Source organism: Nocardioides sp. GCM10023255 (genome assembly GCF_042653125.1).
In the GTDB taxonomy this organism is placed as follows: domain Bacteria; phylum Actinomycetota; class Actinomycetes; order Propionibacteriales; family Nocardioidaceae; genus Nocardioides.
Genome location: NZ_JBHSHU010000009.1, coordinates 258,427 through 270,473, shown reverse-complemented (window position 1 = coordinate 270,473; position 12,047 = coordinate 258,427). Strand labels below are relative to the sequence as shown.

Sequence of the window (12,047 nt, the reverse complement as noted above, 5' to 3'; positions counted from 1 at the left end):
GTGCCCAGCTCCTCCGTCTCCGCCAACGCGACCACGCCCGCCGGCGACTTCGTGCTCGTCCTGGACTGCCCCGACCGCCCGGGCATCGTGCACGCGGTCTCCGGGTTCCTCGTCGAGCACGGCGGCAACATCGTGGAGAGCCAGCAGTTCGGCGACCAGAACACCGGCCGGTTCTTCATGCGCATCGACTTCCTCACCGACGGCACGACGTCCCTGGAGCAGCTGCGCGCGGACTTCTCCGCGGTGGCACGGACCTTCGCCATGCGCTTCGAGCTCTGGGACGCCCGGGCGCCGTACCGCACGCTGATCATGGTCAGCAAGCACCTGCACTGCCTCAACGACCTGCTGTTCCGGCACAGCACGGGTGCGCTGCAGATCGACATCCCGGTGGTGGTGTCCAACCACCCCGACGCCGAGCCGCTGGTGCGCTCCTACGGGCTGGACTTCGCGCACGTCCCGGTCACCCCGGAGACCAAGCCCGCCGCCGAGGCCGAGCTGCTGCGGCTGGTCAAGGAGCACGACGTCGACCTCGTCGTGCTGGCCCGCTACATGCAGGTGCTCTCCGACGACCTGTGCCGCGAGCTGAGCGGCAAGGCGATCAACATCCACCACTCGTTCCTGCCGAGCTTCAAGGGCGCCAAGCCCTACCACCAGGCCTACGACCGCGGGGTCAAGCTGGTCGGCGCGACCGCGCACTACGTGACCGCCGACCTCGACGAGGGCCCGATCATCGAGCAGGACGTGATCCGGGTCGACCACAACCACACCCAGGAGCAGCTGGTCGCCGCCGGGCGCGACGTCGAGGCGCAGGTGCTCTCGCGGGCGGTGCGCTGGCACTCCGAGTCGCGGGTGCTGCTCAACGGGCACCGCACCGTCGTCTTCCGCTGACCTGTGTCGCGACGCGCCGGGCGCGCGTGACACGTTGCGTCACGCGGCCTAGCGTTGCGCCATGAGCAACGCTGTGGAGGTGGCCCCGGGCGGGGTCCAGTCCGTGGACCGGGCGCTGACCATCCTCGAGGTGCTGGCCCGGATCGGCGAGGCGGGGGTCACCGAGATCGCCGCCGAGCTCGGGGTGCACAAGAGCACGGCGTTCCGGCTGGTGACCACGCTCGAGGCGCACCGGCTGGTCGAGCAGACCGCCGACCGGGGCAAGTACCGCCTCGGGGTCGGCCTGCTCCGCCTCGCCGGGGCCACCACTGCCCGGCTCGACCTGGTCCAGGAGGCGCGCCCCGTGTGCCGCCAGCTCGCCGCCGACACCGGCGAGACGGTCAACATCGCGGTGCTGTCGGAGAGCTCGGCGCTCTACCTCGACCAGGTGGCCGGCAGCTCGGCGCTGCAGCCGCACAACTGGGTCGGCCAGCACATCCCCCTGCACGCGACCAGCAACGGCAAGGTGCTGCTCAGCGGCCTCGACGCCGGCGCCCTCGACGAGGTGCTCGGCGGGCTCTCGCGCTACACCGCGATGACCATCACCCGGAAGTCCCAGCTGCGCGAGGAGCTCGCGGTGGTCCGCGAGCAGGGGTACGCCGTCGCGGTGGACGAGCTCGAGGTCGGGCTGACCGCCGTCGCGGCACCGATCCGCAACGCCCACGGCGACGTGATCGCCTCGATGAGCGTGTCCGGCCCGACGTTCCGGCTCTCCCAGGAGCGGGTCGAGAAGGTGCTGCCGATGCTGGTCGAGGCCGCGCTCGAGGTCTCGCACCGCCTCGGGTGGGGCCACCGCTGACGACGAGCCTGCGCCGACTCGGCGTTGTCTGACGACGAGGTTGCGCCGACTCGAGCCTGTTTCGCGACGAGGTTGCGCCGACTCGGCGTGCTCTCGGGAGGCTCACGCTTGTGCCTCACCTTGGTCACGTCAGGCCGAAGGTCCTTGACGTGACCACGCGAGTCCCACCATTCTCGGAATGTTCTCCATTGGGTTGCGAGTGGAGGAATGGGTTGCGAATGGCGCAACGCTAGCGCGGGTGACCGCGGTGGGAGGGCGGCCGATGGCGGAGCTCTACGTCGACGGGGAGTGGGCGAGCGCGCGCTCCGGAGCACGTCGCGAGATCCGTTGCCCGGCGGACGGCTCCCTGGTCGCCGAGGTCGACGAGGCCGGTGCCGAGGACACGGCGGCCGCCATCGACGCGGCGTACCGCGCCTTCCACGACGGCCCCTGGCCGCGCACCTCGGCGCGCGAGCGCGGCGACCTGCTGCTGGTGGTGGCCGACCTGCTCGAGCGGGACACCGCGATCGTGGCCGAGCTGGAGTCCCGCGACACCGGGAAGCGGCTGGTCGAGAGCGAGTACGACGTCGCCGACGTCGTCTCCGTCTTCCGCCACTACGGACGGGTCGCCGCGGAGGAGTCGGGGCGGGTGGTCGACACCGGCAACCCCGACGTGGTCAGCCGGATCGTGCACGAGCCGGTCGGCGTCTGCGGCCTGATCACGCCGTGGAACTACCCGCTGCTCCAGGTCTCCTGGAAGGTCGCGCCGTGCCTGGCGGCCGGCAACACGTTCGTGCTCAAGCCCAGCGAGATCACTCCGCACACCGCGATCCACCTGATGAAGCTGCTGGAGGAGGCCGGCCTCCCGGCGGGTGTCGGGAACCTCGTGCTCGGCGCCGGAGCCGCGGCGGGCGCCCCGCTCTCGGAGGACCCGCGCGTCGACCTGGTCTCCTTCACCGGCGGCCTGGCCACGGGCAAGGCGATCATGGCAGCGGCCGCCGCCTCGGTGAAGAAGGTCGCGCTCGAGCTCGGCGGCAAGAACCCCAACATCGTCTTCGCCGACGCCGATCGCGAGGTGGCGCTCGACTTCGCGCTCACCGCCGTCTTCCTGCACTCCGGCCAGGTCTGCTCCGCCGGGGCCCGGCTGCTGGTCGAGGAGTCGATCCACGACGAGTTCGTCGACGCGCTCGTCGAGCGGGCGGGCCGGATCCGGCTCGGCGGTCCCTTCGACGACAAGGCCGAGACCGGGCCGCTGACCAGCGCCGAGCACCGCGACAAGGTCGAGCGGTACGTCGCCGCCGGGCTCGCGGAGGGCGCGGTGCTGCGCTGCGGCGGCGCCCGGCCCGACGACCCCGCCCTCGCCGACGGCTTCTACTACCTGCCCACGGTCCTGGACCGCTGCACCAGCTCGATGTCGGTGACCCAGGACGAGTCGTTCGGGCCGGTGCTCACCGTCGAGACCTTCCGCACCGAGGACGAGGCGGTCGCGATCGCCAACGACAGCATCTACGGCCTCGCCGGTGCGGTGTGGACCAGCGACGCCGGCCGGGCCGAGCGGGTCGCGGCCGGGCTGCGGATGGGCACCGTCTGGATCAACGACTACCACCCCTACGTGCCGCAGGCCGAGTGGGGCGGTTACAAGCAGTCCGGCACCGGGCGCGAGCTCGGCAACGCCGGCCTGGAGGAGTACCGCGAGACCAAGCACGTCTGGCACAACATCCGTCCGGCAGTCCAAGGCTGGTTCAAGGGCTAGATCACGGGGCCGACCCACGAGGAGGGTGCATGAGCGACGAGCGGTACGACATCGTCATCGTCGGAGGTGGCTCCGCGGGGTGTGCCCTGGCGAACAGGCTCTCGGTCGACCCGGGCACCAGCGTGCTGGTCCTCGAGGCCGGCCGGTCCGACTACCGGATCGACCCGTTCGTGCACATGCCGGCGGCGCTGCCGATCCCGATCGGGAACCGGCTCTACGACTGGAAGTACGAGACCGACCCCGAGCCGCACATGAACGGCCGGCGCATCTTCCACGCCCGGGGCAAGGTCCTCGGCGGCTCCAGCAGCATCAACGGGATGATCTTCCAGCGGGGCAACCCGATGGACTACGAGCGCTGGGCGCGCGAGCCGGGCATGAAGGAGTGGGACTACCTCCACTGCCTGCCCTACTTCAAGAAGATGGAGACCGTCCTGCTCGAGGACGGCAGCAACGGCGCGGACGGCTGGCGCGGCGGCACCGGGCCGCTGGTGCTCGAGCGGGGCCCCGCCACCAACCCGCTGTTCGGCGCGTTCTTCCAGGCGGCGCAGGAGGCGGGCTACCCGCTGACCGACGACGTCAACGGCTACCGGCAGGAGGGGTTCGCGAAGTTCGACCGCAACGTGCACCGGGGCCGGCGGCTCTCCGCGGCCCGCGCCTACCTGCACCCGGTGAAGCACCGGAAGAACCTCAAGGTCGAGACGCTCGCGTTCGTCACCGGCGTCCGGTTCCAGGGGAAGCGTGCGGTCGGCGTCGACTACCTGCGGGGCGGGCGGATGCGCCGCAGCGTCGCCGCCGGCGAGGTCATCCTGTGCGGCGGCGCGATCAACACGCCGCAGCTGCTCCAGCTGTCGGGCGTCGGGGACGAGGCGCTGCTGCGCAGCCAGGGCGTCGAGCTGGTGCACCACCTGCCCGGCGTGGGCGAGAACCTCCAGGACCACCTCGAGGTCTACATCCAGTACGCCTCGAAGCAGCCGGTCTCGATCGCCCCCGGCCTGCGGATGCGGGCGCGTCCCAAGATCGCCTACGACTGGCTGTTCCACCGCTCCGGCCTCGGCGCCACCAACCACTTCGAGGGCGGCGGCTTCTGCCGCAGCAACGAGGACGTGGACTACCCGAACCTGATGTTCCACTTCCTGCCGGTCGCGATCCGGTACGACGGCTCCTCGCCGACCGAGGGGCACGGCTACCAGGTCCACATCGGGCCGATGTACGCCGACACCCGCGGCTGGGTGCGGATCCGCTCCAAGGACCCGCGGCAGCACCCGTCGATGCAGTTCAACTACCTCTCGACGCCCAACGACAAGCGCGAGTGGGTCGAGGCGGTGAGGGTGGCGCGCGACATCCTCAACCAGCCCGCTTTCGCGCCGTACAACGACGGCGAGCTCTCGCCCGGGCCGTCGGTGAGCACCGACGAGGAGATCCTCGACTGGGTGCGCGCCGACGCCGAGACCGCCCTGCACCCGTCGTGCACGGCGAAGATGGGCGTGGACGACTCGGCGGTGGTCGACCCGGCCAGCATGCGGGTCCACGGCACGGAGGGGCTGCGCGTCGTCGACGCCTCGGTCTTCCCGTTCGTCACCAACGGCAACATCTACGCCCCGGTGATGATGGTGGCCGAGAAGGCCGCCGACCTGATCGCGGGCAACACCCCGCTCCCGGCTGCCGAGGTCCCCTACTACCGCTACCGCGACGGCATGCCTCTCTACCCGCCCGGCGACAGCCGCAACCCGGAGGACCGCTCATGACCACCTCGACCAGCCCGGCCGCCTCACCGAGTGCCGGCACCACCGCCACGGCGGGCAGGACCCCGGCCGTCCACGTCGACAGCCTCTGGAAGATCTTCGGGGCCCGTGCGGACAAGATCATCGGGACCCCCGACGCCGACCTCTCCCGAGCGGAGCTGAAGAAGAAGACCGGCTGCGTGGTGGGTGTCAAGGACGTGTCCTTCGACGTCGCACCCGGCGAGGTCTTCGTGGTGATGGGCCTGTCCGGATCGGGCAAGTCCACCCTGGTGCGCTGCCTGACGCGGCTGATCGAGCCGACCTCCGGCACCGTCCAGATCGACGGGGTCGACGTCACCGGCGCGTCGGAGTCGCAGCTGCGCGACCTGCGCCGCAACCAGGTCTCCATGGTGTTCCAGCACTTCGGCCTGCTTCCCCACCGCCAGGTCATCGACAACGTCGCCTACGGCCTCGAGGTGCGGGGCATGGGACGCAAGGAGCGGCGCGCCAAGGCCGAGGGCGTGGTGAACCTCGTCGGTCTCGACGGCTACGAGGCGTCCTACCCCGACCAGCTGTCGGGCGGCATGCAGCAGCGCGTCGGCCTGGCGCGGGCGCTGGCCGGGGATCCCGACATCCTGCTCTTCGACGAGCCCTTCTCCGCCCTCGACCCGCTGATCCGCCGCGACATGCAGAACGAGGTGATCAGGCTCCACCACGAGCTCGGCAAGACGATGGTGTTCATCACCCACGACCTGCAGGAGGCGCTCAAGCTCGGGGACCGGATCATGATCCTGCGCGACGGCGAGATCGTGCAGATCGGCTCACCCGACGAGGTGGTGGGGGCGCCGGCCGACGACTACGTCCGGGACTTCACCTCCGAGGTGCCCCGCTCGCACGTCCTGACGCTGCGCTGGGTGATGCGCGAGCCCCGGCCCGGGGACTCGATGGAGGGCCCGGTGATGTCGCAGGACACGATCGTGCGGCAGGCGGCCCGGGCTGCGCTCGCCTCGGACCACCCGGTGCGGGTGATGGACGGGGACCGGCTCGTCGGCATCGTCGACGACGACGCGATCCTGCGGGTCGTGGTCGCCGAGGAGGCCCCGCCGGCGGAGGGCGGTGGCCGGGCATGACCGCGATCACCACCGCCCGCGCCACGCGGGCCCGCCCGGCCGTCGTCGAGGGGTTCCGGGCGCACTGGCGGCTGTGGTCCCTGCTCGCGGTCGTCGTGGTGTGGATCGCCATCTGGTCGCTCGCCGAGGGCAAGAACACGCTCGAGATCAGCACCTCGACCATCACCGACGTGCACGCCAACCTGCAGGACGCCAGCAACTGGGTGGAGAAGGCCCAGGCCTCCGGCAGCAACGTGCTCATCAACGCCGCCAACTCCTTCGCCGACGCCATCAACGCCGTCTTCGAGTGGTTGCAGCACATCTTCACCGTCGCCGAGTTCCCGCGCCCGCTGCCCCAGATCGGCTGGCTCGGGACCATCGCCCTCGCCGCGCTGCTCACCTTCGCGGTCGCCGGCTGGCGGATGGTGCTGCTGGTGGTGCCGAGCTTCCTGCTCTTCGGCTTCCTCGGCTACTGGACCGACTCGGTCGACATGCTGCTGGTGACCGGCATCGCCGTCGTGATCGGCGCCGCGGTCGGCATCCCGCTCGGGATCTGGATGGGCCACAGCAAGACGGTCACGGCGATCGTGACGCCGGTGCTCGACGTGATGCAGACGATGCCGTCGTTCGTCTACCTGCTCCCGATCGCGATCATCTTCGGCATCGGGCCTGCCGCCGCCATCATCGTCACGCTCATCTACGCCACACCGCCGGTCGTCCGGGTGACCGCGCACGGCATCCGCACCCTCCCGGGTGGGGTCCTCGAGGCCACCACGTCACTTGGTCAGGGGCGCCGGCAGCGCCTCACCAAGGTGGAGCTGCCGCTGGCCAAGCGCACCATCATCGTGGGCGTCAACCAGACCATGATGGCCGCGCTGTCGATGGCCACCATCGCGGCGTACATCGACGGGCCGGGCCTGGGGCAGCCGGTCCTCGACGGGCTCAAGCGCGGCCAGCTCGGGACCTCGTTCGTCGCGGGCATCGCGATCGTGATCATGGCGATCATGCTCGACCGGACGACCACGGCGGCCAGCGTCCGTGCCGAGCAGGCGAAGCGGTCCGGCAGCGAGTTCCTGCGGCTGCGGCGCATCGCCCTGGGGGTCGGTGGCGTGGCCACGCTGGTGGCGCTCTACCTGTCCCACAACTACGTCTGGGCCAACGAGTTCCCCGACAAGCCCGACCTCGGCACTCCCATCCGGGACAGGGTCGACCAGTTCGGTGACTGGCTGCGCTCCGACCTCTCCTCGCTGACCACCTCGATCCAGACCGGCTTCACCGAGCACTTCCTCAACCCGGTCCAGAGCCTGGTGGCGGACTCGCCGTGGTACGTCACCGGCGCGGCGCTGGTCCTGATCGCCGCGATCGTCGGGGGCGTGCGCGCCTTCGCCACCACCGTGGTCTGCCTGGCCGGTGTCTACTTCCTCGACCTCTGGTACAACGCGATGGTCACGCTGACGGCGGTCTCGGTGGCCACCGCGGTGGTGGTCCTGCTGGCGGTCGTCTTCGGCGTCTGGATGGGTCGGAGCCTGGGTGCGGACCGGGTGATCCGGCCGTTCCTCGACGCGGCGCAGACGATCCCGGCCTTCGTCTACCTGGTGCCGATCCTGATCCTCTTCGAGGCCAACCGGTTCACCGCGATGGTCGCCGGCGTCATCTACGCCGCCCCGGTCGCGATCAAGCTGGTGGCCGACGGGGTGCGCGGCGTCTCGACCAACACCGTCGAGGCCGCCGAGTCGTCCGGCTCGAGCCGGTGGCAGATCATCACCAAGGTCCAGCTGCCGATGTCGCGCGGCTCGCTGCTGCTCGCGACCAACCAGGGCCTGCTCTACGTCCTGTCCATGGTCGTGATCGGCGGCATGGTCGGCGCCGGCGCGCTCGGCTTCGACATCGTCAAGGGCTTCCGGCAGTCCGAGTACATGGGCCGGGGCCTCGCCGCCGGCATCACCATCGTGCTGCTCGGGATCATGCTCGACCGGATCACGACGTACGGCGCCCAGCGGACGCAGCGCGGTCCGAGGCTCTCCGCGACCGCACGCTGGCGCGAGGTCCTGCGCCTCGCCCCGCCCAAGTAGCCCCACCACTCAACGAAGGGTCAAACGAAGATGAGAGTGAAGCGCACACACGCCGTGCTGGCGGCACTGGCGACCACGTCGGCACTCGCGCTGAGCGCGTGCGGGGGTGGCTCCATCGAGAACGCCGACAAGCCCGCCTCGGGCAAGGACTGCGGCGACCTCAACATGGCCGTCAACCCGTGGGTCGGCTACGAGGCCGACGCGTACGTGGTGGGCTACGTCGCCCAGAACAGGCTCGGGTGCACCGTCAACTACAAGGACCTCGACGAGCAGGTCTCCTGGAAGGGCTTCGGCAACGGCACGGTCGACGTGGTCATCGAGAACTGGGGCCACCCGGAGCTGCAGAAGAAGTACATGAAGGACAAGGGGGGCGACGGCACGGCGGTGGATGCCGGGCTCACCGGCAACGACGGCGTGATCGGCTGGTACGTCCCGCCGTGGATGGCCGACAAGTACCCCGACATCACCGACTGGAAGAACCTCAACAAGTACGCCGACCTCTTCAGGACCCCCGAGTCCGGTGACCTGGGCACCTTCTACGACGGCGACCCGGGCTTCGTCACCAACGACGAGGCGCTGGTGAAGAACCTCGACCTCAACTTCAAGGTGGTCTACGCCGGCAGCGAGACCGCGCTGATCGAGGGCTTCCGCGACGCGGAGCAGAACAAGACCCCCTACATCGGCTACTTCTACGAGCCGCAGTGGTTCCTGTCCGAGGTGCCGCTGGTGAAGGTGGACCTGCCGAAGTACACCAAGGGCTGCGACGCCGACCCGCAGAAGGTCGCCTGCGACTACCCGCCGTACCCGCTGAACAAGGTGGTCGCGTCGGACTTCGCCGACTCCGGAAGCCCGGCCTACCAGCTGGTCAAGAACTTCACCTGGACCAACGACGACCAGAACCTGGTGGCGAAGTACATCGCCGAGGACCAGATGGACCCCGAGGAGGCCGCCAAGAAGTGGGTCGACGCCAACCCCGACAAGGTCGACGCCTGGCTCAAGGGCATCTGACCGCCTGAGCCGCCACGTCGTGCCCGGCCGGGCCATTGACACCCCGGCCGGGCACGACTCATATTTGAGGTGTCTCGCATCACGCATCGCGTTGCACATAGCGCAACAAGCAAGCACGGGAGAGGTCTCATGGCAGAGGTCCCCGCCACCGCACGGGTGGTCGTCATCGGCGCCGGCATCGTCGGCAACAGCCTGGTCCACCACCTGGCGCGGCTGGGGTGGCGCGACATCGTCCAGATCGACAAGGGGCCGCTGCCCAACCCGGGCGGCTCGACCGGTCACGCCTCGAACTTCATCTTCCCCGTGGACCACTCCCGGGAGATCACCGACCTGACCCTCGACTCGGTGCGGCAGTACCAGGAGATGGGTGTCTTCACGCAGTCCGGCGGCTTCGAGCTGGCCCGCACGCCGGAGCGGATGGAGGAGCTGCGCCGACGCATGTCCAGCGCGAAGGCGTGGGGCATCGAGGCGGAGCTCGTCGACCCCGCGTTCGTGAAGGAGAAGGTGCCGTTCATCGAGACCGACCAGTTCATCGGGGCGTTCTGGACCCCGAGCGTGGGCGTGGTCGACTCGCTGCGCGCCGGCACGATCATGCGCGAGCGGGCGCTGGAGTCCGGCGCGCTCACCGTCGTCCCCACCGTCGAGGTGACCGGCCTCGACGTCGACGAGGGGCAGATCCGGCGGGTGCGCACCACCGGCGGCGACATCGAGGCCGAGACCGTGGTCATCGCCTGCGGCGTGTGGAGCCCGAAGATCGGCGACATGGCCGGCATCAGCATCCCGCTGACCCCGGCGGTGCACCAGATGATCAGCGTCGGCCCGTGCCCGCAGCTCGCCGAGCGCGAGGGCGAGATCTCGTTCCCGATCGTCCGGGACATGGACACGTTCTGCTACGAGCGCCAGCACGGCGCCGACATGGAGGTCGGCTCCTACGCCCACCGCGCGATCCTGCACGAGCCCGAGGACATCCCCTCGATCGACCAGGCGAAGCTGTCGCCGACCGAGATGCCCTTCACGTCCGACGACTTCGACCCCCAGCTCGAGCAGGCCTACGAGCTGATGCCCGAGCTGCTCGGCGCCGAGGGCGCGGAGATGCGCTACGCGATCAACGGCCTGCTGTCGCTGACCTGCGACGGCAGCCCGATCCTCGGCGAGAGCGAGGTCCGCGGGCTGTGGACCGCGGCCGCGGTGTGGATCAAGGAGGGTCCCGGCGTCGGCCGCGCGGTCGCCGAGTGGATGACCCACGGCCACTCCGAGATCGACGTGTCGCACAGCGACATCGCCCGCTTCCACACCCACCAGAAGCGCCGCGAGCACACCCGGCTGCGGACCACCGAGTCGTTCATCAAGACCTACGGGATCATCCACCCCGCCGAGCAGTACGAGTCCGACCGCGACCAGCGGCTCTCGCCGATGCACGAGTCGGAGAAGAAGCTCGGCGCGTTCTTCTACGAGACCGCCGGCTGGGAGCGGCCGCACTGGTACGAGTCCAACGCCGGGCTGCTCGAGGAGTACGGCGACGCCGTGATGCCGCGCGAGCACGAGTGGGACGCCCGCTGGTGGAGCCCGATCATCAACGCCGAGCACCTGCGGATGCGCGAGGCGGCCGGCGTGATCGACCTGACCGCGTTCTGCGTCTTCGACATCGTCGGCCCCGACGCCCTCGCGGCGGTGCAGCGGACCTGCGTCGCGCAGTGCGACGTCGCCGTCGGGAAGGTCGTCTACACCCCGGTCCTCGACCCCAAGGGCGGCTTCCGCTCCGACCTCACCGTGATGCGGCTGGGGGACAGCCACTTCCGCGTGGTCACCGGCGGCGCGCACGGGATGGCCGACCGCAAGTGGTTCGCCGACCAGCTGGCCGAAGTCACGGGCAGGGTGACGGGCGGGGACGGCGTCACGACGCTGACCGACCTGACCGACGAGGTCTCGACGATCGGGCTGTGGGGCCCGCGGGCCCGCGACATCCTCGCGTCGCTCACGTCCGACGACGTGTCCGACGCCGGCTTCGGGTTCCTGACCTGCCGGGAGATCACGGTGCGGACGGCGGGGGGTCGAGCAATCACCGTGCTGGCGTCCAGGATCTCCTACGTCGGCGAGCTCGGCTGGGAGCTCTACGTGCCGTTCGAGGACGCCGCCGAGCTCTGGGAGACCCTGCTCGAGGCGGGCGGCCCGCACGGCGCGGTCCCGGTCGGGATCGGCGTCTACGGCACCACCGGCCGGATCGAGAAGGGCTACCGCGCGTTCGGCTACGAGCTCGACGCGGAGCGCAGCATCGTCGAGGCCGGCATGCAGCGGCCGAAGGTGAAGGCCGCGGACTTCGTCGGCAGGGAGGCCTACCTGCAGCAGCGGGAGGCTGCCCCGGCCGCCGTGCTGTGCACCATGACCGTCGACGACCACACCTCGGCGTCCGGCGTGAAGCGCTACATGCTCGGCGGGGAGCCCATCCTCACCCGCGAGGGCGGAACGCTCACCGACGGCCACGGCCACCACCCCTACGTCACCACCGCCGGCTCGGCCCCGTCGATCGGCAAGCACGTGCTGATGGCCTACCTGCCGCCGGACCAGGCGGTCGTGGGCAACCAGCTCGCCGTGTCGTACATGGAGGAGCTCTACCCGGTGACCGTCGGCTCGGTCGACGCGACCGGCCTGTTCGACCCCACCAACGAGCGGCTGCGCTGA

8 protein-coding genes are annotated in these 12,047 nt (G+C 70.3%); all 8 read left to right on the top strand.

Going from position 1 to position 12,047, the window contains the following annotated elements; all coding sequences use genetic code 11:
- The 8 genes from purU to ACFO9I_RS15070 all read left to right on the top strand — a co-directional run bounded on the left by purU (position 1) and on the right by ACFO9I_RS15070 (position 12,047).
- The gene (gene purU / locus ACFO9I_RS15105; RefSeq protein WP_379182245.1) at positions 1–888 is read left to right on the top strand and encodes a formyltetrahydrofolate deformylase; all 888 of its coding nucleotides are present in this window, start codon (positions 1–3) and stop codon (positions 886–888) included.
- 61 nt (positions 889–949) lie between these two features.
- Positions 950–1,726 carry an IclR family transcriptional regulator gene (locus ACFO9I_RS15100; protein ID WP_379182243.1) on the top strand — a complete coding sequence of 259 codons (777 nt, stop codon included), beginning with the start codon at positions 950–952 and terminating at the stop codon, positions 1,724–1,726.
- 238 nt (positions 1,727–1,964) lie between these two features.
- A complete protein-coding gene (locus ACFO9I_RS15095; RefSeq protein WP_379182241.1) occupies positions 1,965–3,458 on the top strand; it encodes an aldehyde dehydrogenase family protein in 1,494 nt (497 codons plus the stop codon).
- Between the two features lie 29 nt (positions 3,459–3,487).
- Entirely contained in the window at positions 3,488–5,203 is a 1,716-nt protein-coding gene (gene betA / locus ACFO9I_RS15090; protein ID WP_379182239.1) for a choline dehydrogenase, read from the top strand.
- Positions 5,200–6,309, top strand: a complete 1,110-nt coding sequence (locus ACFO9I_RS15085; RefSeq protein ID WP_379182237.1) for a quaternary amine ABC transporter ATP-binding protein — start codon at positions 5,200–5,202, stop codon at positions 6,307–6,309. The genes betA and ACFO9I_RS15085 overlap by 4 nt, the downstream gene beginning before the upstream one ends.
- Positions 6,306–8,360 carry an ABC transporter permease gene (locus tag ACFO9I_RS15080; protein ID WP_379182235.1) on the top strand — a complete coding sequence of 685 codons (2,055 nt, stop codon included), beginning with the start codon at positions 6,306–6,308 and terminating at the stop codon, positions 8,358–8,360. The genes ACFO9I_RS15085 and ACFO9I_RS15080 overlap by 4 nt, the downstream gene beginning before the upstream one ends.
- A gap of 36 nt (positions 8,361–8,396) precedes the next feature.
- Entirely contained in the window at positions 8,397–9,368 is a 972-nt protein-coding gene (locus ACFO9I_RS15075) for an ABC transporter substrate-binding protein (RefSeq protein WP_379182233.1), read from the top strand.
- Positions 9,369–9,497: 129 nt separating this feature from the next.
- Positions 9,498–12,047, top strand: a complete 2,550-nt coding sequence (locus ACFO9I_RS15070) for a GcvT family protein (protein ID WP_379182231.1) — start codon at positions 9,498–9,500, stop codon at positions 12,045–12,047.

What these genes read in the sequence shown, in the direction of transcription:
- ACFO9I_RS15100 (WP_379182243.1), top strand. Translation starts at nt 950, where the DNA reads ATGAGCAACGCTGTGGAGGTGGCCCCGGGCGGGGTCCAGTCCGTGGAC.
- betA (WP_379182239.1), top strand. Translation starts at nt 3,488, where the DNA reads ATGAGCGACGAGCGGTACGACATCGTCATCGTCGGAGGTGGCTCCGCG.
- ACFO9I_RS15085 (WP_379182237.1), top strand. Translation starts at nt 5,200, where the DNA reads ATGACCACCTCGACCAGCCCGGCCGCCTCACCGAGTGCCGGCACCACC.
- ACFO9I_RS15080 (WP_379182235.1), top strand. Translation starts at nt 6,306, where the DNA reads ATGACCGCGATCACCACCGCCCGCGCCACGCGGGCCCGCCCGGCCGTC.
- ACFO9I_RS15070 (WP_379182231.1), top strand. Translation starts at nt 9,498, where the DNA reads ATGGCAGAGGTCCCCGCCACCGCACGGGTGGTCGTCATCGGCGCCGGC.